Below are 22405 nucleotides of genomic sequence, written 5' to 3' on the forward strand. Positions count from 1 at the left end.
CGATGGGCGTCATGACGCGGACAACCGTGCCGCCGGCGGTCGCCGTACCCGAGGAGCCGGCCCCCGCGGGGGCCCGGTCCCGCCGGGTGCGGCGGCTGTCCGGGCCGGACCGGCTCGTGCTCGGCCTGATGGTGGGCGTACCGACGCTCATCCAGGCCGTGCTCGTCTGGATCCCCACGCTGCTCTCGGTCGGGCTGTCGTTCACCCGGTGGAACGGGCTGGAGCTGGCCGACATCGAGCCGGCCGGAGTGGACAACTACTCGTACGCCGTGCACGACTACCCGCCGTTCTGGCCGGCGATCGCGCACAACGTGATCTGGCTGGTCTTCCTCGCCCTGGTGGCCACCCCGATCGGGCTGCTGCTGGCGGTGCTGCTGGACCAGAAGATCCGCGGCACCCGGCTGTACCAGAGCATCTTCTTCGCCCCGGTGATGCTGTCGCTGGTGATGGTCGGCATCGTCTGGCAGCTGGTCTACGCCCGCAACGAGGGGCTGCTCAACAACCTGCTCGGCACCGCCGGTACGCCCGGGGCGACCGACTGGCTCGGCGACTCCGGGGTGAACCTCTGGGCCGCGCTGGTGGCGAGCACCTGGCGGCACGCCGGCTACATCATGGTGCTCTACCTGGCCGGGCTCAAGGGCATCGACCCGAGCCTGCGGGAGGCCGCCGCCATCGACGGCGCCAACGGGCGGCAGACCTTCTTCCGGGTGGTCTTCCCGGCGATGCGGCCGATCAACATCGTGATCGTGGTCATCACCATCATCGAGGCGCTGCGCGCCTTCGACATCGTGTACGTGATCAACAAGGGCACCAACGGGCTGGAGCTGCTCAGCGTCCTGGTCATCCAGAACCTCACCGGCGAGGGCCAGGTCATCGGCGTCGGGTCGGCCCTCGCGGTGATCCTGCTGGTCGTCTCGCTCGTGCCGATCGTCTACTACCTGGTCCGCACGTTCCGGAGGGCTGACCGATGACGGTGACCGCCGTTTCCGACCCGGCGCCGCCGGCCTCCCCCGCCCGGCGGCGCCGGGTCGGCCGCCGGCACTACGGCACCCACCTCTTCCTCACCGTGATGGCGGTGATGTGGCTGGTGCCGCTGCTCTGGACGCTCTACACCGCGCTGCGGCCGAAGGCGGTGACCGACCGGTACGGCTACTGGAGCCTGCACGGGCCGCTCAACCTCGACAACTTCGTCACCGCCTGGCAGCAGGGCGGGCTGCCGAGGTACTTCGGCAACTCGGTGCTCATCGCCGTACCGTCGGTGCTGCTCACGCTCGTGCTCTCGTCGATGATGGCGTTCGCGGTGAGCCGGTTCAGCTGGAAGTTCAACCTCACCCTGCTGGTCATGTTCACCGCCGGCAACATGCTGCCGCCGCAGGTGCTCGCCGCGCCGCTGTTCGAGATGTTCAAGCACACGCCGCTGCCGTACTCGATCAGCGCCTCCGGCAGCCTGCTCGACACGTACTACGCGGTGATCGCCGTCGAGGTCGCCTTCCAGATGGGCTTCTGCACCTTCGTGCTGAGCAACTACATGAAAGCGCTCCCCGCCGAGCTGGGCGAGGCCGCGCTGGTCGACGGCGCGGGCGTCTGGCGGCAGTACAGCCGGGTCATCATCCCGCTGTGCCGGCCGGCGCTGGCCGCGATCGGCACCCTGGAGGTGATCTGGCTCTACAACGACTTCTTCTGGCCGCTGCTGTTCATCCACGACGGCGACCAGCTGCCGGTCACCACCGGGGTCAACAACCTCCAGGGACAGTTCCTGCTCGACTACAACCTGATCGCGGCCGGGGCCACCATCACGGTCATCCCGACCCTGGTCATCTACCTGCTGCTGCAGCGGCACTTCGTGGCCGGCCTCACGCTCGGCGCGAACAAGGGCTGACGGAGCAAGGCGGGTGGGGCCCGCCCCGGCCCGGGCCGGCCGGTCGGCCGGCCCGTCCTGGCAGCTCCGGGCCAGGCGCTGGTGAGACGGCGTCGGTACGGCGGAGACTTGTGCTCATGCGCGAGCCCTCCGTAGGCGTTCCGGTGCCGTCACGCGAACGTTCCCGGCCCCTGACCGTCCTGGCGCCGTCACGGGGACGTTCCCGGCTCCTGACCGTCCTGGTCGCCGCGGCGCTGGCGGTGACGGGCTGTTCGGGCGGCGACCGCGGGGCAGGGCCGGCGCCGGCACCGGGCGCGTCGACCACGGCCGCCGCGACGCCGGGTGCCCTGCCGTCGTTGACGGTGCCGACGCCCGTCGCGACGACGCCGCTGGCCGGGCCGATCCGGCTGACGGCGGGAATGACCCGACCGGGGACGCGGCTGCGCTTCGGGCAGAAGGCGATCGTGCCGATCCGGCAGTACCACCCGTGGCGGGGCTTCACCGAGGGGACGCTCGGCATCGTGGTGGAGCGGCTTCAGCACGTCCCGGCCACCAGGGTCGAGGGGAATTTCGACGCCAGCAGCCGCGAGCTGCTCAACCGCAGTACCGCGTACTACGTGAAGATCGTCATTACCAACGAGAGCGGCAACCCGATGTCGCTGGACGTGCCCCGCCTCGACGGGGTGACCCGTGACGGGAGGTCGACCGACACCGCGCTGCACGGAGGCGAGCTGCCGGGCTGCGAGGAGCGGGGCTCACCGGAACCGTTCGGCCACCGGGGCGCCACGTGGGTCACCTGCGAACTCTGGGTCTCCTCGGCGGCCCGGCCGATCGAACGGGTGGTCTACCGGGAGGCGCCGTACGGCGACGCGAACCCGGCCTTCGACGACGCGCGGTTCAACCAGCACTACCGCCTGGGGCTGATCACCTGGGCCTGAGCCCGCCGTGCGCGCCCCCGGGCCGGTGCCCGTGTCGGACACCGGCCCGGGGGCGCGCGGGCTCAGCGGCCGAGCGCGGGATCGCTCACGCTGGAGCGGCCGTTCTCGACGTGCCCGGCGAGCGCGCGGACGAAGCCCGCGTCCCCGCCGGAGGTGACCCGGACGTCGTACCAGCCGTGGGTGTCCCGGGCGACCGGGTACTCGATCCGCTCGCCGGAGCGGAGCCTGCGGGTGGTCGGGCGGCCGTGACCGTACGCGTCGACGACCGTCACCTCGACCGGGTGCCCGCCGTTGACGACGACCACCTGGACGGCGTCGCCCTGACCGGCGCGGCGCAGGGAGACCTCCGGCCCCGCCGTGCGCGTGCCGGCCGCGAAGCGGCGGTAGAAGCCGTTCGGGCCGTGCACCTCCACGTCGTACCCGCCGGTGGCCGGCACCGGGAAGGTGGCGCGCAGCTGCCGTCCCGCCTCGACCGTGAACATCTTCGCGGTCAGGTCGGCCGCGCCGGGCGTACGGGCCCGGGTGTGGAAGACCGCGCCGGCGGTACCCCGGTTGGTGAGGCTGACGGTGAGCCCGTCGGCGCCGAGCGCGGCGGCGGCCTCCAGGTCGTACGGCAGCGGCCGGGCCCGGCGCACGCCCGGCTCCTGCTTCGGCAGCCGCTGCACGGCCGGCGGCGCCGTGGGCGCGTCCGGGTGCCGGTCGCCGTCCGGCGGCAGGTACGCGTCGGTGCTGGGCAGGTCGGGGACCCGGTCGTCGGCCGAGGCGAAGTCGAAGGCGGCGGTGAGGTCGCCGCAGACCGCCCGGCGCCAGGGGCTGATGTTCGGCTCGTGCACGCCGAAGCGCCGCTCCAGGAAGCGGATGATCGAGGTGTGGTCGAAGACCTCGGAGCAGACGTAGCCGCCCTTGCTGAACGGCGAGACCACGAACATCGGTACCCGCTGGCCCAGGCCGTACGCGCCCGGCTCGCCCGTGGTCGCACCCGGCAGGCCCGCCTGGCCCCGGTAGATCTCCAGCTCGGTGTCGACCGTGGAGGCGCCGTCCTGCGCCGTCATCGGCGCGTACGGCGGTACCACGTGGTCGAAGAAGCCGTCGTTCTCGTCGTACGTGACGAACAGCGCGGTCTTGCTCCACACCTCGGGGTTCGAGGTGAGCGCGTCGAGCACCTGGGCGATGTACCAGGCGCCGTAGTTCGCCGGCCAGTTCGGGTGCTCGGTGAACGCCTCGGGCGCGACCACCCAGGAAACCTGCGGCAGCGTGCCGTTCGTGACGTCGGCGCGGAGCAGCTCGAAGAAGTCCTGTCCCGCCTTGGCGTCGGTGCCGGTCCGGGCCCGGTCGTAGAGCGGCTCACCGGGCTTCGCGTTCCGGTACTGGTTGAAGTAGAGCAGCGAGTTGTCCCCGTAGTTGCCGATGTACGGGTCGTCGGTCCAGCCCCAGTAGCCCTTGGCGTCGAGACCCTCGCCGACGTCCTGGTAGATCTTCCAGGAGACCCCGGCCTGCTGGAGGCGCTCCGGGTACGTGGTCCAGGAGTAGCCCTTCTCGTCGTTGTCGATGACCGGCCCGCCGCCCGTACCGTCGTTGCCGGTGCCACCGGTCCACATGTAGTACCGGTTCGGGTCGGTCGGGCCGACCAGCGAGCAGTGGTAGCCGTCGCAGATCGTGAAGGCGTCCGCCAGCGCGTAGTGGAACGGGATGTCCTCGCGGGTCAGGTACGCCATCGTGTTCGGGGACTTGTTCGGGATCCACTGGTCGTAGCGGCCCCCGTTGATCACATGGTGGCCGTTGTCCCAGTCGTGGTTCAGGCCGGGCAGGAACGCCAGCCCGGGCTCCTCGGTGTCCGGGTGGAACGGCAACACCTCGCCGGAGCCGTTCGGCTGGTGGAAGACGCTCTTTCCGCTGGGCAGGGTGACCGGGTGCGGGTCGCCGTACCCGCGTACGCCCCGCATGGTGCCGAAGTAGTGGTCGAACGATCGGTTCTCCTGCATGAGCACGACCACGTGCTCGACATCCTTGATCGAACGGGTGCGCCGGTCGGCCGGGATCGCGGCGGCGCGGGCGATGCTCGGCGAGAGCATCGAGGCGGCGGCGGCCCCGACGCCCAGCTGAAGGAACCTACGACGGTTGACGGGCTGCATGGTGGCATTCCTCGGGTCGACGTACTGGATCATGACAGTCGACGCCGGCCAGGTAACGGCCGTCTCCCGCGGACCTGAGCAGCAGGCGAACGGGTCGTGCACCTCACCCGCCCAGCCGCCCCGAAACGGCGGGCCGGAATGGCGGGCGGGCCGACGGGGTAGGCGGGCGGGTTGGCGGGCGGGGCGCATAACGTGGCCGGGCGGTGGTTCGCGGCCGGAGGGCGGGGGTGGCATGGTTACCGCCGTGCAGGCCAACGGCAACGGCTCCGGACACGTTCCTCCGTCACCCCCGCCGCCCGGCTCGTCGTGGGCACTGGCCCTGGTGGCGCGCGGCCTGGTCCTCGGCGGCGCCGCCCTGCTCCTGCTGCTCGGCTTCGTGCTGCTGCCGTACGCCGGGATCGACGCACCGCCCCGGGACTTCACCTACGCACCCGTGCGCTACCTGGAGTTCGGCGCCGTCCTGCAGGCGTACGAGACCAGGATGAACCTCTGGGGGCGGCTCTACTCGACGGGGCTCGCACCGCTGATCGCGCTGCTGGTGTGGCTGCTGGTCGCCGCCTCGGTGGCCGTGGTGGCGCTGGTCCCCCGGTACCGGACCCGGCCACCATGGTGGCCGCGCCTGGTCTTCGCCGTCGCGATGCTGGCCGCGCTGGCCCCGATGGCGGGATCGCCGGTCAACGGAACCATCCTGCTCACCAGCTCGGGCGGGTACCTGAGCGTGCTCGCGGCGCACCTGCTGCTGCCCTGGGCGTTGCCGCTGGCGAACCGGAAGCGGCAGCGGCGTACCGCGGGCGCCGGTCCGAGCCGACCGGCGGCGGAGGCTCCTGGCCGAGACGGCACCGGTCCCGCCCCCGGCGCCCGGCCGGGCAGCGGGTCGTGACGCGAGCCATGCACACCCGTTCCGGGCCATCTCATGCCAATTGCCGGTATTAGGACGCGTGGTTCGGGGTCGGCGCCGTGCGAGGGCCGCGTCGCCGGTACGGCCCGTCCCGGGCTAACGTGTGCGCCATGGCCCGGCACCAGCGACGACGCGCCGCCGTACGGGCGCCGGGCGGCTCGCCCACCGTCGAGCTGGCACCCGATCCCACCCGGCCGGGCGCCCGTACGCTCTACGTCGACGGCGTACCGCAGTCCTACGTGGACGCGGCGGACCCGACGTACCTGCACTTCGACTACGTACGCCGGATGGCCTCGGTCATCGACGCGGCGGCGCCCAGGTCCGCGCCGGTACGCGCCCTGCACCTGGGCGGCGGCGCCCTCACGCTGCCGCGCTACCTGGCCGCGACCCGTCCCGGCTCGACCCAGGTCGTGGTGGAGCGCGACGCCGACCTGCTCGACCTGGTCCGTCGGGAACTGCCGCTGCCCTCGGAGGGCCTACGGGTCCGGGTGGCCGACGCACGAGAGGCGATCGAGGCGGAGCCGCCCGCCGGCTACGACCTGCTGCTCGCCGACGTCTTCCAGGCGGCACAGATGCCGGCGCACGTCGCCAGCGTCGAGTTCGCCGCCCAGGCGGCGCGGGTGCTGCGGCCCGACGGCATCTACACCGTCAACCTGACCGACCTGCCCCCGCTGGGCCACTCGCGGGTACAGGCGGCCACGCTGCGCGCCGTGTTTCCCGAGGTGTGCCTGATCGCCGGGCGGGCGATGCTCCGCGGCCGGCGGTACGGCAACGTCGTGCTGGCCGCCGCGCGGGAACCCGGCCGGCTGCCGGTGGCCCGACTGACCACCCGCGCGCTGCGCGACCCGGTCCCCGGCGTCGTGCTGCACGGCGCGGCCCTGGACCGCTTCGTCGCCGGCGCCCGGCCGCTGCGCGATCCCCGCCCGAGCGACCTCGTCGCCGGGCCGGGCTAGCCGGTTTCTCGCCGTCCCGCGGTACCGACGGTCGTCTTCTCGCCGTCGCGCGGTACCGGCAGTCGACGGACCACGCCCGAGCCGGCGGCGACCAGCAGGCCACCGAGCCCGACCAGGCCGAGGACCGTGGGCAGCCCGAGCCAGCCGGCGAGCGTACCGACGACCGGCGGGCTGGTCAGGAAGCCCGCGTAGAAGACCACGGTCACCATGGAGATCACGGCCGTCCGGCGTTCCGGGGACGCCGAGCGGCCCACCACCGTGAACAGCGTCGGTACGACCGGCGCGAGGCCGATGCCGGCCAGGCCGTAGCCGACCAGTACCAGCAGCGGGTGCGGGGCGAACGCGGCGACGCCGAAGCCCACCGCGCCGAGCAGCCCGGCGGTCAGCACCAGCGCCGACTCGGTGAGCCGGTCGCCGCGCGACTGCGCCAGCATGCGCCCGGCCGAGAGCCCGGCCATGTAGCAGGCCGGGCCGAGGCTGGCGACCAGCGGGCCGGAGCCGAACTCCTGCTGGAGATGGATGGCTCCCCACTGCTCGACGGCGTTCTCCATCAGCAGCACGACCGCGCCGAGCAGCCCGATGACCAGGAGCGGACCGGGCAGTCGCCGGCGACCCGCTGCCCGGGTGTCGTCGTCCCGCTCCCGGTCGCTCTCGCTCTCCTCCTGCCAGCCGCGCCGGTCGACCGCGAGCGCGGCGCTGACGCCGACGAGGGCGGCGATCACGGCCAGGACGACCAGGGGCGAGGCGCCGAACTGGCGGGCCAGCCCGACCGCCGGCGCCGCGAGCAGCATCGCCAGCGGGGTGGCGGCGTGCACCTTGTTGAAGAGCCGGACGCCGTCGCGGGCCTCGTGCGCGGCCGTCGTCGCGTTGAGCCCGACCTCGATCCCGCCGCTCGCCGCGCCCACCAGCAGCAGCGCGGCCGTGAACGTCGGCAGCGAGGGGGCGAACCCCACCAGCAGGCAGCCGAGCGCGAAGACCGCCGTGACCAGGGGCAGGGTGTGCTGGGCGAGGCGCTGCGCCAGCCGTCCGGCGAGCAGCATCGCCGGTACCGCCCCCACCGGTACGGCGAACAGGGCCAGCCCGAGCTGCTGGTCCGTCAACGCGAGGTCGGCCTTCATCTGGGGGATCAGCGCGGCCCAGCCACCCCAGAACAGTCCCCAACTGGTCGACACGGCCAGCAGCCCGAGAGCGCCGTTCCCCACCCGTCGCACGCGCACCCCTCCCCCGGTACGAGTCCGTCGCCCATCGACGACCGGCACACGGTAGTCGGGATGTCCGCTAACTTCAATACGCGGGCTTCATGCCCGCATGTCCACAAATGCCATTGTTCTCTGGCCGAGCAGGAACCGCGAGCAATCAGCCTTCCGGACGTACCGCCTGTCGGTAGAACCAACCGAGGTGCTCGATCAGCGCCTCGCGGGCCGTGGAATCGACGAGGACGTCCAGCGGGAACCCAGGGCGGAGAGCGAGCTTGGCCGTGGCGATTTTTACGCCTGGCAGTTGGTTCAGCCGCTGGCGAAACTCCTCGCGAAGCGCGATGTCGTCGAACGGCGTCCGGATGCTCAGGTGCTGAAACACGATCTCGAACTTCCCGCTCGGGTAGATGGTCGCGGGCCAGATGTTGCCGAGCTCGTGGTCCTTGCCCCGGGCCATGAGGAAGCACGACGTCTCCCCGCCCGAACCGTAGAGCGGCGTGCCGCCCATCTTGGTCCAGGCCTCGATGACGGCGATCGCGCCGAACGCTACCTGCGCATCCTGCAGGTCGGTCAGCTGCTCCACGAACCGATCATCGAGCCGATCGTTACGACGGGATCGGGGACGAAGGAGCTGCCCGGATACATCCTGTTGCGGCATGCCGGCGAGCTGGGCCAGTTCCTCGACGCCAATCCGCTGAGCCTGGCTGGCACGGCCGTACTTGTCGAACTCGACGCCCTCCGCGCGCAGCAGGTCGCGCGGATCGTCGACCCGGGACGGGTCGAGCCATCGGAAGCCGGGCGATACGGTGCCCTCGGCCTGGAGCACCCGATGTGCGTTCGGCGCCGGGTGACTGGCCAGCCGGGCGCCGACCGACACGGGATGGCTGCCGATCAGCGCGGCCACGTCCCCGTACGCGGTCCAGGAGCCGGCGGGTAGCGCGGCGAGCGCCTTGGTCATGACGTCCCAAGGCACCTCGGACCGGTTACCCGCGTCCTCGGTGGGTCCCGGCCAATGGGCGATGATTCGCTCGGCGAGGGCATCCGCGCGAGCGTGGATTTCGGGGCGGCCCCAGCGCTTCTGTGCGGCGATCTCTCTGCTGAGCGAGATCCCGCTCTTGCCCAATTGAGTCCGCTTGACCAGGAAGGAGCTGTTGCTCAGCTCGGCGTTGTAGCCGGTAAGGGTGAGGTTGCCCAGCCTGTGCACGAGGGCTTCGTGCACCTCGACGAAGCTCTCTTCCCCTTGGAGGTCCTCGCTCAGCATCTGCCGCCACTCGGTCGTAGGACTCTGTGGCATTACGTGTTCGATGGTCAGCGAGTCCGACGTCACCGGCTCCTTACTGCCGTACGACTCCTCCAGCCACTGCAGCACCAGTTTGCGCTGGGTCGCGCGTCCGTTGAGGTAGAACGGGATGGTCCGTACCGCCTCCCGGACGCTGGCGTCGGTGGCGTAGTGCTTGCGACCGATGGACAGGTACGCCCGCACCGCCTCGTCGACCGGCAGATCCGCGCGCATGTCGGTCACGACGCGCAGCAGGATCCGGTTGATGCTCGCGGTGGCCCGGCCGATCAGCAGGCGCCGGATGAAATAACTCTCCACGTGGAGCATCGCCGAGGCGATTTGGTCCGAGGTCGCCGTCCCCTGCTCTCGGCGGTCGAGCAGGTGCAGTAGCAGCGGATACACGGTGGTCGTATCCCAGGCGTTGAGCCGAGTGAGTCGCCGCCGTACTTCCGGGTCACCCTCCTCCTCGGGATGCAAGATGATCCGCAGGAGGGTGCCGAGCCGGCAGAACCTACGCACCTCGGCCTCGATTTCCGCCTCGGTGTGCAGCCGGTTGAGCTGTGCCTGCTGACCCGTGTAGGTGTCGGTTTGCTTGACTTCGGGGTTGCGGTGCACCAGGTCGAGCCAGAACAACTGCTCGAGTTCGCCGGAGTCCAACTGCTCTTGCAGCGGGAACCAGAGCGTCTCGTAGACGGCCTCGCCGCGGTTCGGCAGCCGCATGAAGAGGTAGTTGCGCAGCAGGTCGGCCTGGGTGAGCTTGAGGCCAGTGTTGTTCAGCGACTCGAAGATCCGATACACGTTGTCGCCGGGCTGTGCGACGACCGAGACCAGCGCCATTCCCGAGATGACCGCGTTCTCGATGCGTTCGATGTCCAGCAGGTCGTCCGGGTCGTCGATCGCCGCGAGCTGCGCTACGAAAAACCGGTACGCCGCACCGACCTGGTCACTCCCGCCCGCCTGCGGCGTCGACTCCAGGCATGCCTCGTACGCGGCGCGGTCGGCCTGCGTGGGGACAATCTTCAACCGGTGTGCGGGCTTCCACTTGTTGATTAGGTATTCCTGGTCGATACGGTCGCGATGGCCCGGGTCCTCATGCTGTGCCCGATGATCGCGGATGGCGCAAAGCAGGATGGACAGGGTGGTGAGTCGCTGTTGCCCGTCGACGACCAGGAACTCGGATACGCCGGCCGGTCCGTTCGTGGGGCTGGGCGCAAGCACCAGTGAGCCGATGAAGTGCGTGAGAGTCGGGTCCTCGACCCGCTCCTCGGCCAGCTTCCGAATGTCCTCCCAGAGGCGGTCGAGCTGCGAGTCCGTCCACGAATACGTCCGCTGGTACAGCGGCACCCGATACTGCTTCGCGCCTTCCAGCAACTCCCGCAGCGTCGTCTCGTGTGCCGCAACCATGCAACTGACCCCTCGCTCACCGTGATCTGCCCCCGGGCCGGCAAAGACAACCAGAGGAGAGGCGACCGGGGCAACCCAGGAAAGGCGCAAAACCCCACCAGAGCGCCTCTTCGCCACTGTCGTCTTACCGACAGCAACCAGCTGCTCCACACCTGCGACCCTGCCGGCCAAATGTGGGGCCTACAGCCGTTTCCGGGAGGAGGCGGGCGTGGCCTTCGGCAGCCGAGCCGCCGTGACCGGTTGTCGGCCGCTACCTGGCAACCGAATCGTGGACGCGACGAAATTCTGTGACGTTGCGGCACGTCGGGGCCGATGCATGCCGCCGGAAAACCTGCACGCGCGTGATCGGTGACCGCCAACGTCTTATGCTCGCGTGAAGTCGAGCTGACGAGTTGACGCGGCCGCTCAGGCGGGGGCGAGACCGGCGAAGACGAGCCGCAGGATCTCGTCGACCTGGCCCGGCGTGGGCGGCCGGGTGTGCAGCAGGGCGCGGTAGTAGATCGGGCCGTAGAGCAGTTCCACCACGTCGTCGAGGTCGACGTCGGCGCGGATCTGGCCCTGCTCCCCTGCCCGTCGCAGCCGTTCCCGGGCCGCGGCCACGCGCGGCTTGACCAACCCGTCCAGGAACGACCGGGCCAGTTCCGGGTCGTCCTGCGCGGCCCCGATCAGGCTCAGATAGGGGGCGAAGCTCGGGCTGGACAGGATGGTCGCCACGCCGACCATCTGGGTACGCAGGTCGGCGACGATGTCCCCGGTGTCGGGGAAGTCGGTCGCCGTGCTGGCCAACTCGTTGATGCCCTCCTCGACCACGGCGACCTTGGACGGCCACCAACGGTAGATCGTCTGCTTGCCGACCCCGGCCCGCTTGGCGATCTCCTCGACCGTCGTTCGGGCGAGACCCTGCTCGCGGCACAGGTCCAGGGCCGAGTCGATGATCGCCTGCCGGGCCCGTTCGCTGCGTCGATCCTGCTTCGGGGCGGCCGTACGGCCCTCGTTCGGCGTGGTCATGGTCGAATACTAGCAACAAGACGAGACGGTCCGTCTTGACCGACCGGCGAGAGCGCGCCTAGCATCTTCCAATAGCGAGACGAGACGTCTCGTCACGGCCTGCCGACGTGGGCCGCGCCATGCTCCACCCGAGGAAGGGACTCGCCGTGAGCGAGGCAGCAACCCGCCGAACCGCCGGCATCTTCGGCATCCTGGCCAGCCTGTTCATCGTCGCGCAGGTACCGCTCTACTTCATCTACGACGGCGCACCGCCGGACTGGGACATCCTGACGCGCAGCCTCGTCGGGATCACCGGATGCACCCTCTACATCGTGTTCTTCATCGGGCTGCGCCAGCTCGTCCGCACGATCGACCCGCGCTACGACTGGCCGGCCACCGTCATCCAGACGGCCGGCGTGCTCTGGGTGGCGATGGTCTTCGTACCGCAGTCGATGGAGGCCGGCGCCGCCATCTCCGTCGACCATGACATCGACACGACCACCGAGGGACCGTTCGCGGCGGCGCAGTACCTCATGCAGGGCGCCATCTCCCGGCTGCTGATGGCGCTGCTGCTGATCGCCCTGGGCATCACCGTGTCCCGGCTACGCTTCCTGCCCGCATGGGTGGGGCGTTCGGCGTACGTCCTCGCCGCGATCAACCTGGCCTTCGTGCCGGCGGTGTTCTTCGGCGACGACGCCGCGGACTTCTACAGCGCCCAGGGTTGGGGCACCACCGCGACCATGGGCGCCGCGTGGAGCCTCTGGACGCTGGCGGTGAGCATCAGCACGCTGCGCAGCGCCCGCCGGGTGCCGGCACCGAGCCGGCCCGCCAACCGGGCGGACACACCCGCGTACGCCTGACGGCGAACCGCCGGGGCGTCCGGGAGTTCACGCCCGGGCGCCCCGAGGTCGTTTCCGGGCGGGCCAGGTTCACCAGCCGAGGGCCCCGCCTCCGAACCGGGCGACCGCGCCAGCGAACGGAGCCTCAGGACGCGCCACCCGGCCCTGCCGGGCGCGCGCTTCCAGGGGAAACAGTCGATGCAATCCGGGCCTGACCTGCCCTTTCATGATCGCCCTTCGTCGGCTTGTCCCGGCCGCCAGGGGTAGGCCGGACCGCGCGACAGGCCGGCACCCCCGCCGCGTGCGGAGGCCCCGGGGCGCCGTGTACAGTAATCCCCCGTGCGGCCCGCAGGGCAGCCACCGAAGGAAAGATCCTCACGGGGCTCCGGTAGGGTTGGCAGTGCAAGTCCGGGTGGCGGAATGGCAGACGCGCTAGCTTGAGGTGCTAGTGCCCGTATAGGGCGTGGGGGTTCAAGTCCCCCCTCGGACACCATAGGATGATCTCCATCTGGCCAGGTCAGGCCCCCTCTTCCGAGGGGGCCTGAGTCGTCTTAGGGGACAGGTAGGGGAACTCAGTTTCGCCGGTGGATCGGCGAGACGTTCGTCGGCCGGGCCGGACCGTCCTCTTCCTCTTCCTCCATCTCCCGGGCCGCCGCGAGTCCGCGGGCGAAGCCCCGCGTCTCGCCCTCCTCCTTTACCTTCTCCAACTCGGCCTGGTGCTGCTCGATGAGATGGACGTCCCGAATCTGGCTCTTCGCCCGTTCCTCGGCGCGCCCCTGCTCGCGCGCTCGCTCTTCCGCCGCACCTCGATCGGCCAGCAACTGCTCGATTACGTGCAAGTTCCTCGCGATCTCGGCCCGATGCCGGTCCTCCGCTTCGGTCAGCGAGTCCAGGACGCGGCGGGCCAACTCCCCCAGCTCCGCGCGGTGAAGGACGCCGCCAGGTCGCGGTCCTCGCTGAAGTAGTGGCGTACCTGCCGGCCGGTTTCGCCTGGGGCTGTGACGATCGCGATCTCGCGGGCGCCGGCGGCTACGCAGTCGGCGACCGCGTACGCCACGACGGGCCGATCGATGATCGGCAGTATGCACTTGTTGATCGTCTTCGCGATGGGGAAGAACCTGCTGCCCATGCCGGCGATGGCGATGACAGCCTTCACCACTCCCCTTTCGGTCGAGACGCGCCCACCGTCACAATGCGGCCACAGTGATTTGGGCAGGCGTGCTCAGTTTACGCACACCATCGTCCCGATTTATGACACCTGCGGTGTACAGGTACAGCTTGCGGGCCGCCGGCTCGGTGGTGTGCCAGCGGCCCGCAGGCCTACTGCCAGCGCGCGGCGGGCGCGGTCCTGACAAGGTCGATCAACGCCTACCGAACACGTGTCATGGTGCGGGCTGCACCGTTTTCAGCTGCTGTGCGGAGAATCGCCGATCGGCTTGGCCGGTTCTGCCGCCCAACCGCAGGTGCGTTTTCGCGTCTCGGTGCCTTCGGGGCGACGGGCGTAGCAGCGCCACCGCCAACCCTTGGCGGTACGGTGTAGCGCGATCATTGTGCTGCCACATGCTCCACACAGCGGTGGTGGTTGGCTGAACTGCACCGCGCGTTCGTGCTCGAGTAGCTTCCGGGCGAAGTGGGCGCCTTCCATGACGAGCATGACCTCGCGGCTCTGATGTTGCGAGAGTACGTTGAGGCTTCCGAGAAGCACGAGCCGCTCGTCGATGACGACGATCTTCTGGTGCATTTTGTACATCTCCACGATGGTGGGGCCGGCTGCTCGCAGCGTTGTCAGGTTTTGCTGTGAGTTGTCGGTTCCCTGCGTGTAGTCCCTGGCGTCGCGTACGAAGACGACGACCTTGACACCGCGCGCAACTGCTTCTGCGAGTACAGGTGCCACCGACTTGGTGCGATTTGCCGTCCAGGTGGCCCACATCCAGATCGAGTGGCGCGCGGTCCCGAGGTGTTCGGCGAAGGTTTCGTAGAACCGCTTCTCGTCCTGGATCTCGGCGACGCGGACATGTTGGGCCAGGGTGTCGGCCAGCTCGGTGCCGAACTCTCCCAGCACCGGTCGGTCAGGCTCGGGTACCGACGGTGCGGTGATCAGGCGTTCGGCCGGTACGGTGCGGATTTTGTTGCCGAGCAGTGGTGCGACGCGGGCGAGTGCGGTGTCAGGAGGCGCGTGTTCGAGGCGGCGGCGGCTGCCGATGAGGTAGAGGCGGTTTTTGGTTCGGGTGACGGCGACGTTGAACAGCTTGAGGCCTTCACGGGCGTAGCCGCCGCGGGAGGCGCTGGCCTGTGCGATCCACCGCGGCTGGGCGTCGTCCTCAACGAGATCGAGCACCACGACGTCGAACTCCCGGCCCTGGAAGCGGTGAGCGGTGCCGACTTCAGTGGGTTGGGAGCCGGTCTCCTCGCGATCGCGAAACGCTTCGAGGGTCGCGTCGGCTTGCAGGTTGTACGGGGTGATGACGCCGATTGTTTCTCCACGTGCGCGGTGGTAGTCAGCCAAGGCTCGGCTGATGAGCGCTCCGGCCGGCCACCAGCCTTTGCTGGGGCCGGTCGCTCGTACGATGGCGAGGTCACCGAGCCTGTCGGTGTCGATGAGCACGATTTCCGGGTCGTCGGCGTCTCGGACTCGGATGTTTGGCGCGGCGCGCAGCAAGCCGTCGTAGGCGACGGCGTTGGCCACGTGCATGACGTCGTGGCCGAACCGGTGCTGCTCGTCGAGGACGGTGCAGCCGGGGTGGGCGATCGCGTCAGCGGCGACGGTGATGCCGCACAGGCCGAACACGTCGTCGCACAGCCAGCGCTGCACGTCTGGATGGTCGCTGGCGGCGATGGGCCTGGGCAGGACAGGGCCGAGTTGCATGAAGTCACCGAGGAGGACGGCGGTCGTGGTGGCGCGGGACACCGCCAGGAGGGTTTCGGGAATGGTGGCTGCGCCGACTTCATCGACGAGCACGACGTCGTAAGGGCCGTCGAGGAGGACCTTGGCGGTGCGCAGCCGCGCGAGGGTGGTGGCGACCACGCGGGCCTGGCGGATCAGGATGCTTTCCGCGTCGCGGCGGAGGCGGTCGTAGTCGTCGTGGGCCTTGGCGTGTGCTTGCTCGAGGCGAGACCGGTTAGGTGCTTCAGCCGTCACACGGCGGCGCAGCGACTGCATGCGCTCGTACTCGGCGAGCAGGTGGTAGCGGTCGGCCCGTTCGACAAGGGCTCGCTGTGCTGGCGTGGCACGTGGGGCTGCCTCGGCTGCGAGTAGCCGCTGTTGAGCAGCCTCCTGGTCGGCGATCGTTGCGGACAGATCAGAGGCCGCCGCTTCGCGGACACGCTGCGTTTCTGCCAAGTCGCGGTCGCGGGCATCGACCTGATCGCGGCTGAAACGCACCTTGGCCCGCAGTGCTACGACCTGAGGTTGGGTAGCGCGGTGGAACCGGGCGAGGAGTGACTGATTGTGCTGTACCTGCTCTTCGAGCGTCGCCACCGTCTCCCGTTGCGCCTGCAGCAACCCGCGAAGTCGACTCAGATGACGCCGGTTGCGGGCCCGGGTCCACGCTCCGCCGTCCTGGACTGAGGTTATGTCCGACTCGACGCGACCGCATTCAGCTCGCGCGGCGAGCAGTTTCACCGCGACCCGGTCGGCCTCCTGCTGGGCCAGCGTGGCCTGCCGCTGGATGTCGTCGAGTGCGTCTAAGGCGGCTCGGGAGTCCGATGTTTCCGCGACCGCTGCACGAGCCGCCTGGACGGCGGTATCGGCTTGTTCCAGAGCATGACGCCGTTCGGTGACATGGTCACCGGCGTCCGCCAGCTGTCGCGCTAGCCGAGGCATGTCTCGATCCCGGTCCACCGCTGCCTGGGCGCGCGCGTGCTCCTCGGGAATGAAGTCCGCGACGAGCTCTTCGACGGCGCGCAGCTCCTGCACTGTCTGCTTGAGGGCCAGAAGTTGGTCCTGCAGCGTCAGCCGCCGTTTGTCGGCCTCCGCCAGCGAGGTCTTGACCAGATGCGTGAGCGACACGTTGGGGTCGGCGGCTATCTCCCGCAGGTGGGGCGGCCCGACGCGGATCAGATCTCCGGCGCGGTGCCGACGGTGCCGCATGACTCCAGCGAGGGCGTTGTCGACGGCGATGTTAGTGGCCGACACCAGCAGAACTCGCTTACCGGCGGCGATCAGAGAACTGATCGCCTCACTGAGTACCCGCGTCTTTCCAGTACCCGGCGGTCCCCACACCAGCCGCACCCCCGGACGCAGACAGGACGTGTATGCCTCACACTGCGCCGGCGTGAATCCCGCGACATGCTCCAGCGTCCGAGGTATGGCGGCTAGGCGGCCGGCGGCGAGATCTCCAGCCAGTCCCGCCGGCTCTACCGTGGCGAGAGCGTCACGCAGCCGATCCAGCAGATAGGCAGGAGACTGGCGTCGCTGCCACAGATAGGCGTCAGAAAGGTCCACGAACTCGGCCACCCGAACCCGTAGCTGCTGTTCCTCCTGCAGCACCTCAAGCGGCCGGTACCCGCCCTCAGCCCCTTTCGGCCGTGTCGGGCCGGCCACACTCAGCGCGTCGATCTGGTCGACGTCGGCACGCGAGCCACGTAGATCGACGCTGTACCAACCCGCCTCCCCCATCGCATGGGCCCGCCCAACGCGTCCCCACGTCGCCGTGCTCGCACCGCCGACGGTCGACCTCCACGCGTCGACCACGGAGCAGACGTCCTCGCGCCATCCCACGCCCATCACCTCCGGTCGCTCGCCGGACTGCCTGAGGTAGTCCCACCCTCGGTCCCGGTGACCAGTTGGGCCGACGCCATCGCGCTGTCAGGAAATCCGCCGCTTGTCGAGCCCGAGACGCTGCCGCTCGACCATGATGATTCGCTGTTCGAGTGGTATCGCCTCATCCGCGAGGAGGCCGTGGTCGACGTAGCGGCCGTCAGTAGCCAACGGATCCGCTCTCTTCGCGACGCTGTCGTGGGCGTAGGCCCGGATCAGCGCGGACTTGCGTCCGAGCAGCTCCAACAGCCGCTGATCGACGGTGTCCTTGGCAAGCAAACGGTGAACCCGCACACCGCGGGTCTGGCCCATCCGGTAGCACCGTCGAATGGCCTGCTCTTCATGTGCCGGGCTGAGCTGCGGTTCGGTGAGCACCACCACCGACGCTGCCGGGAGGTTCAAGCCCACCCCTCCGACGGCGATCTGACTGATCAGGACAGCATGACCGTCGATGCCGCTGAACTCGTCCACTACCTGTTGCCGACTAGCGGGCGCAACGGTGCCGCTGAGCACGAATGTCGGCGCACCTTGGAGGCTCGCCCGTACGCGGCCCAAGACCTCCAAGAAGAAGGAGAAGACGACGACCTTCCACCCGTTGTCGGCGGCCTCCTGCACGATCTCGCGCAGCCGTTCCACCTTCGCCGGTACCTCTGACCCGTCGGCGACCACCGCGGCGCGGCGCATGTCGACGAACCTCCGGTCCTGCACCGCCTGCCGGTAAGTTCGCGCCTCGGACCGGCCCAGTTCCACCCAGTCTTCGACCTCGATCAGGTCCGGAAGCTCGACGAGAACATCTTTCTGGTTCCGACGTAGGTAGACATCCGCGACCTTGCGGCGGAAGCTGGCTGCACCAGCCAACCCGTCCGTGACGCTGATATTGGCTGCCACCTGCGGGTTGAGGTAGCGGATGAGGTTCCGGAACTCCTCGACCCGGTTCATCATCGGCGTGCCAGTCAAGAAAATCGCACGAGGAGCCCGAGCGAGAAGGGCGGCGGCAGCCTGAGAACGGCGGGCTTCCGGATTCTTGATGTACTGCGCTTCGTCGACGATGATCAGGCCCGGCCGGAGGTCGCTGGGCAGGGCAAGCCTGCCCAGCGTTTCGAAGGTCGTTACCGCCACGCCGCCGGCGCGGCTCCATTGACCGACCACTTCGTCGCGCTGCGGCCCGTGTAGCCGGTGGGCGGTCAGCGTGCTGTGCAGGGCTACCTCACCAAGCCAGTTCACCACGAGGCTCGCCGGGCAGACAACGAGAAAGTGACGCTCGCCGCCGGCGGCGAGGTGAGCGCAGACAGCGATCGCCTCGATGGTCTTGCCGAGCCCCATCTCGTCGCCGAGGATGCACCGCCGCTGCGCGAGCGCGTACCGGACACCGAACGCTTGATAACCGCGCAGCGTCACCCGCAGCATGCTTACGTTAAGGCTGATCTGCGCGGCCTGATCCTGCAAAGCTTGGGGCAGATGGCCGTGCGCGGCTGCACCGTCCGCCGTCCTACCGCTGACGCGCTCCAGGAGGGTGCTGTAGGCGGCGGCGTCACGCGTGAACTCCGCCCACAGATCGCCGCGGCCGACAGCGTGCACCTGCGCCATCGCGCGGGTCCACTCGGAAAGGAGAGCAACGGCCGCTTCCGCTTGACGGCCGGTCAGCAGTCGTGCGACGTCCGCTGCCGCCGCTCGGGCAGCAGCTTTGGTGGCTCGCCGCGCGAGCAGCAGGCGGATGCGACTGTTGGCTGGCTTGGCTCTGCGCAGCACGTCCGTCAGATCGGCGGCATATGAGCCGAGGCTGGCGGCGGCGTCGGCGTGCAGTTGTGTAACGCGGCGCAGTGCCCGTAGGGCGCGCAGGAGCGGATCGAGCGCGGGATCCTTGCGGTCGGCGTCCAAGCGCACAGCGGTGTTCTGCTCAACGACGCGATGCAGGTCCCTCGCCGCTCGTTTCATCGCCGCCGCACTCTGTTCACCTACTCCTGGCAGGCGTACAAGCTCGTCGTGCGGCGCCTGCAGCACATCCAAGACGGTCCGGTATCCCGCTCGCTCGACGCTGGACGCAAGTCGGAGACGATGGCCTGCTGACCGGAGTTCCTGGACCGGCATCGCACGCAACTGATCAAGCACGGTAGCTTCGTGGGCTTGGTGGTAGAGCCTTCCTACCTCGCGCTCCTCCGCTGCTGGGGCCGATCGAAGAGCGGCGAGTTGCTCCACCAGTGCATGCCCGCGGCGCCATGCGTCACGTGCGGCCGCCCGATCGAAGGATGATGTCGCTGTCGCGTCCCGAGGCTCTGATTGGGCAGCCTCCCGTCGCCCCACAGTCTCATCCACTCCCTCGGCTCATCGGGACACTCAGCCTCCGTCACCTGCACGCGCCGTCACAACGGTGCCGCCGTGTCCGATGGATGATTGACAAAGTCCCGTTACTGCGGCACCCGACCCCAGATAGGTCTCGGCATACATCGAGCCCCTTTCGTCCACCTCAAAGCCGTCAGTAAATAACGCGTGGTGTGAGGCATGATCGGGAAGGCAACCATCTGTAGCCTCGTCCATCCGCACTACAGGGCAGACATCGCGCTCACCATGTGGCCGTCCTGGTGGCCGCCACACCGGCGAACCATCGCGCGAGGTTTCAACGCTGGTCATGCACGCCAGATTGATCGTGATGCGGTCTTGCCGGCGGCAGCGGCGATGACTGGTCAGGGTGACAGTCCTGCCGCTCGTCGTGCCGCTGCCATGACTCGGGACAACCAGGTCTGGGGAGCCAGCGTCTGCTGAACGCTGAGCAGGTAGGCCGCCGGCGCGACCCGAGCCGCCTCGGCCTTGGCTCGAGCGGTTCGGCGTAGGCTCAGCGCACCGAACGCGACACCTGCAGCGACCGCCAACTGCGGATGAACGAGCAGGCCAGTGGTCGCCAACCCAGCGGGCATCTCGAACTTATTGTTCAGCGCGAGGGCGGCAGTGTCGATCCCAACGTCCGCCAGACCACGTCGAAGTCCCTCCACCGGCGCCTTCGCGTAGCGGGAGACGGCATCGGACAAGTACGTCTTGAGGATGACCGGCGACTCGATCTGTCGCAGCTGGTCGGCCAGACCAGCGCCAACCCTGTCAATATATTCGCGCCAGCGGTCGAACTCTGCACCGTAACGACGTCGTACCTCGATGATCTTTTCTACCGGCACCTGATCAAGATCGCGCGGCACGACTGCGGTGACACAGAGCAGGCCAAACGTATCCGAGATGCCTGGCCGGTCAATCACGTCATGGCTCGCGCCGGTGTCTGGTGCGAAGTTGAGTGGACCGGAGATAACGGCATGGGCGGCCAGTTGATCGGTGGTGACGGCAAGGTTGTTACGTCGAGCCAGTTCCTCAGTCAGCCGACACTTGTAGATCCAAGCCAGCTCCGGATGCATGGCGAACCAGTCGCCACGAGCCGGTACCGCCAGCTCGGCGTCGATCATGTGCTCGGCCAGGTGGGATGCCAGCTCACTTGCATGGACGTCGGCTAGTGCGCCAGCACGGATTCGTTCAGCCAGCCCTTGCGGATCCGCCCACTGCGCCGGTCCATAGCGCTCCAGGTCGGGAACACAGTCATGTTCCGTACCCGTCAATGGAAACGGCTGCGGTTCGGCAAGCTCCTGCGGATCCCGGTACGCGAGTTCCCGTCGCACCCGCCAGGCCTGATGACGCTCACTGGGAAGCGTGTTGACGAACTCAAGGAAGGACCCGACCATCGTCCGTGCCGCCGTAGTCGGCGAGTGATCGACCACAAACCCGAGTTCGTCCTGCAGAATCTGAACGAGGCGAGAGTTGCGAGTCGGATAGTCCGGATGCACGATCCGTACCATGTGTGGCCAGTAGAGCGCTGCCACCTTCAACCAGCGGGCGTCACGGAAGTGGATGTACGGGTAGTAGACGGCCATCCGCGGCAGCCGCGCGCCGGATTCCGCCATCGCACCTTCGAGCAGACCCATCCAGAACTTTCTACCACGTATGGCGAGGAAGGGCATACTGCGAATGCGCTCCAACCGCCCACACCATGTCGAACCGAGCTCAGTCTATGCTCCCTCGCAAGCCCATGCTCAAGCGGTATATGGTCGCATACCGTCCAAACTAGCCATGCCTTGGGATCGGCGACCTGCACCCGGGCACCGCCACCGTAGCGTCAGGTGAAGCTGTCGCGCCCCGTCCGGTGGCGGAATGGCGGCGCTGGCCGTTGCTGCCCCACGGCTCCCTAACTCGCTCGGACATCGACGGCGTTGGCTGCGGCTGAGCGGTAGCAGACGGTTGTCCCGTCGACGCCGTCAACGTGTCGAGGCCGCAACAGGCGACGCCTCCCTCAGCACCGCCTCCTCGGCGGCGAGCCGACCAGCATCTAGCCCCGTGCGTGAAATGCCCCGTTTGGCGGCAACCGTGACGGCAACACAGGCGCACTGCGACGACAGCTGACCCGCTTTGCCAACTCGCCGCTACCTGCCATCACCGCCACCTCCGTCGATACACGACGCAAGCCACTGATGTCAGCTCAACGACCTATAGACTCAAGCCATCGTCGCGCAGCCATCCTCTCCCGCTGCGGCGTGCCGGGCCAGCTTGCCTTCCAATCCGCGAGTTCACGAAGGTCGGTGAGATCTCGGAATCCGTTCAGCAGAACGCTGCCGATCATGGACTCCCCCGCCGTGCCACAGACAATGACATCTCCGGCCAGTGACAGCATGGCGAACTCCGGTACGCCGAATCCGCTGCCGAGTGCGCTTGCGGAGCCTGCACCCATAATGTCCCACGATTCGGCCAGCTTAACGTGCGCCCACCACCAGTCGTCCTCACGGATTTCGACGGCGACCAAGAACTCTCGATCGTCACCAAAAAGCCCCCCCTTACGGGAAAGATCAAGCCAGCCGTCGTTCGCTCTAGTTACAAAATCCGGAACATCGGTGCGGACGACCGATCTTGGCCACGCGCCAGACCTTGGCGGATAACCTGGAGCAAGAGTTGCGAGTGTCGGCGGAATGAGGGGAAGCTCCGGCCCCATCAGCCCGAGGAGGATCAGGCCCGCGGGAGCCAGCCGCTCAGAATAATCCGCTTTTTTCATCTTTTCGAAACCTTCGATTCCATTGAGAACGCCAGCGAAAGCCGGTGTACGACATCCTTGGGAGATGTCGTACACCACCTTTCGGGCC

At 68.7% G+C, this 22405-nt stretch carries 16 protein-coding genes and 1 tRNA gene; 7 read left to right on the forward strand and 10 right to left on the reverse strand.

Features of this window, described 5'->3' with window-relative positions; translation table 11 throughout:
- Positions 1–11 precede the first annotated feature (11 nt).
- The 3 genes from AB0J86_RS22200 to AB0J86_RS22210 all read left to right on the forward strand — a co-directional run bounded on the left by AB0J86_RS22200 (position 12) and on the right by AB0J86_RS22210 (position 2796).
- Positions 12–971: a sugar ABC transporter permease gene (locus AB0J86_RS22200; RefSeq protein ID WP_363859485.1), complete on the forward strand. Its 960-nt coding sequence runs from the start codon at positions 12–14 to the stop codon at positions 969–971.
- On the forward strand, positions 968–1879 hold the full coding sequence (locus tag AB0J86_RS22205; protein WP_363859486.1) for a carbohydrate ABC transporter permease: 912 nt from the start codon (positions 968–970) through the stop codon (positions 1877–1879). Before AB0J86_RS22200 ends, AB0J86_RS22205 begins: the two co-directional genes overlap by 4 nt.
- 116 nt (positions 1880–1995) lie before the next feature.
- The gene (locus AB0J86_RS22210) at positions 1996–2796 is read left to right on the forward strand and encodes a hypothetical protein (protein ID WP_363859487.1); all 801 of its coding nucleotides are present in this window, start codon (positions 1996–1998) and stop codon (positions 2794–2796) included.
- 62 nt (positions 2797–2858) lie between these two features.
- Here AB0J86_RS22210 and AB0J86_RS22215 read toward each other — a convergent pair whose 3' ends face one another.
- Positions 2859–4928 (reverse strand): phosphocholine-specific phospholipase C, encoded by a 2070-nt coding sequence (locus AB0J86_RS22215; protein ID WP_363859488.1) that lies wholly within the window; start codon positions 4926–4928, stop codon positions 2859–2861.
- A 232-nt stretch (positions 4929–5160) separates the two neighbouring features.
- On the opposite strand from AB0J86_RS22215, the gene AB0J86_RS22220 reads away from it, so the two are divergent.
- On the forward strand, positions 5161–5808 hold the full coding sequence (locus AB0J86_RS22220; protein ID WP_363859489.1) for a hypothetical protein: 648 nt from the start codon (positions 5161–5163) through the stop codon (positions 5806–5808).
- Between the two features lie 128 nt (positions 5809–5936).
- Positions 5937–6779 carry a fused MFS/spermidine synthase gene (locus tag AB0J86_RS22225; RefSeq protein WP_363859490.1) on the forward strand — a complete coding sequence of 281 codons (843 nt, stop codon included), beginning with the start codon at positions 5937–5939 and terminating at the stop codon, positions 6777–6779.
- Here the strand turns inward: AB0J86_RS22225 and AB0J86_RS22230 are convergent.
- The 3 genes from AB0J86_RS22230 to AB0J86_RS22240 all read right to left on the reverse strand — a co-directional run bounded on the left by AB0J86_RS22230 (position 6776) and on the right by AB0J86_RS22240 (position 11666).
- A complete protein-coding gene (locus AB0J86_RS22230; RefSeq protein WP_363859491.1) occupies positions 6776–7990 on the reverse strand; it encodes an MFS transporter in 1215 nt (404 codons plus the stop codon). The genes AB0J86_RS22225 and AB0J86_RS22230 overlap by 4 nt on opposite strands.
- Before the next feature lie 145 nt (positions 7991–8135).
- A complete protein-coding gene (locus AB0J86_RS22235; RefSeq protein ID WP_363859492.1) occupies positions 8136–10658 on the reverse strand; it encodes a DUF262 domain-containing protein in 2523 nt (840 codons plus the stop codon).
- Between the two features lie 405 nt (positions 10659–11063).
- A complete protein-coding gene (locus AB0J86_RS22240; protein ID WP_363859493.1) occupies positions 11064–11666 on the reverse strand; it encodes a TetR/AcrR family transcriptional regulator in 603 nt (200 codons plus the stop codon).
- A gap of 146 nt (positions 11667–11812) precedes the next feature.
- On the opposite strand from AB0J86_RS22240, the gene AB0J86_RS22245 reads away from it, so the two are divergent.
- Together AB0J86_RS22245 and AB0J86_RS22250 are read left to right on the forward strand one after the other, a co-directional pair.
- Positions 11813–12505, forward strand: coding sequence for a hypothetical protein (locus AB0J86_RS22245; RefSeq protein WP_363859494.1), 693 nt, complete (start codon positions 11813–11815; stop codon positions 12503–12505).
- Between the two features lie 385 nt (positions 12506–12890).
- Positions 12891–12977 (forward strand) — tRNA-Leu (locus AB0J86_RS22250).
- A 79-nt stretch (positions 12978–13056) separates the two neighbouring features.
- On the opposite strand, the gene AB0J86_RS22255 is transcribed toward AB0J86_RS22250, so the two are convergent.
- The 6 genes from AB0J86_RS22255 to AB0J86_RS22280 all read right to left on the reverse strand — a co-directional run bounded on the left by AB0J86_RS22255 (position 13057) and on the right by AB0J86_RS22280 (position 22395).
- Entirely contained in the window at positions 13057–13392 is a 336-nt protein-coding gene (locus AB0J86_RS22255) for a hypothetical protein (protein WP_363859495.1), read from the reverse strand.
- Positions 13365–13640 carry a sugar phosphate nucleotidyltransferase gene (locus AB0J86_RS22260; protein ID WP_363859496.1) on the reverse strand — a complete coding sequence of 92 codons (276 nt, stop codon included), beginning with the start codon at positions 13638–13640 and terminating at the stop codon, positions 13365–13367. Before AB0J86_RS22260 ends, AB0J86_RS22255 begins: the two co-directional genes overlap by 28 nt.
- A 249-nt stretch (positions 13641–13889) precedes the next feature.
- Positions 13890–17204: an AAA domain-containing protein gene (locus tag AB0J86_RS22265; protein ID WP_363859497.1), complete on the reverse strand. Its 3315-nt coding sequence runs from the start codon at positions 17202–17204 to the stop codon at positions 13890–13892.
- Between the two features lie 87 nt (positions 17205–17291).
- Positions 17292–19244 (reverse strand): DEAD/DEAH box helicase, encoded by a 1953-nt coding sequence (locus AB0J86_RS22270; RefSeq protein ID WP_363859541.1) that lies wholly within the window; start codon positions 19242–19244, stop codon positions 17292–17294.
- A 680-nt stretch (positions 19245–19924) separates the two neighbouring features.
- Entirely contained in the window at positions 19925–21199 is a 1275-nt protein-coding gene (locus AB0J86_RS22275) for a DUF6236 family protein (RefSeq protein WP_363859498.1), read from the reverse strand.
- A 551-nt stretch (positions 21200–21750) separates the two neighbouring features.
- Positions 21751–22395, reverse strand: a complete 645-nt coding sequence (locus AB0J86_RS22280) for a hypothetical protein (protein WP_363859499.1) — start codon at positions 22393–22395, stop codon at positions 21751–21753.
- Positions 22396–22405: the final 10 nt, after the last annotated feature.

Origin of the sequence: Micromonospora sp. NPDC049559 (genome assembly GCF_040676675.1) — a bacterium.
Lineage (GTDB): Bacteria > Actinomycetota > Actinomycetes > Mycobacteriales > Micromonosporaceae > JBFAPK01.

Coding starts and splice junctions, on each gene's coding strand:
- AB0J86_RS22200 (WP_363859485.1), top strand. CDS start 12: ATGACGCGGACAACCGTGCCGCCGGCGGTCGCCGTACCCGAGGAGCCG.
- AB0J86_RS22235 (WP_363859492.1), bottom strand. CDS start 10,658: ATGGTTGCGGCACACGAGACGACGCTGCGGGAGTTGCTGGAAGGCGCG.
- AB0J86_RS22275 (WP_363859498.1), bottom strand. CDS start 21,199: ATGGGTCTGCTCGAAGGTGCGATGGCGGAATCCGGCGCGCGGCTGCCG.
- AB0J86_RS22205 (WP_363859486.1), top strand. CDS start 968: ATGACGGTGACCGCCGTTTCCGACCCGGCGCCGCCGGCCTCCCCCGCC.
- AB0J86_RS22240 (WP_363859493.1), bottom strand. CDS start 11,666: ATGACCACGCCGAACGAGGGCCGTACGGCCGCCCCGAAGCAGGATCGA.
- AB0J86_RS22215 (WP_363859488.1), bottom strand. CDS start 4,928: ATGCAGCCCGTCAACCGTCGTAGGTTCCTTCAGCTGGGCGTCGGGGCC.
- AB0J86_RS22210 (WP_363859487.1), top strand. CDS start 1,996: ATGCGCGAGCCCTCCGTAGGCGTTCCGGTGCCGTCACGCGAACGTTCC.
- AB0J86_RS22220 (WP_363859489.1), top strand. CDS start 5,161: ATGGTTACCGCCGTGCAGGCCAACGGCAACGGCTCCGGACACGTTCCT.
- AB0J86_RS22225 (WP_363859490.1), top strand. CDS start 5,937: ATGGCCCGGCACCAGCGACGACGCGCCGCCGTACGGGCGCCGGGCGGC.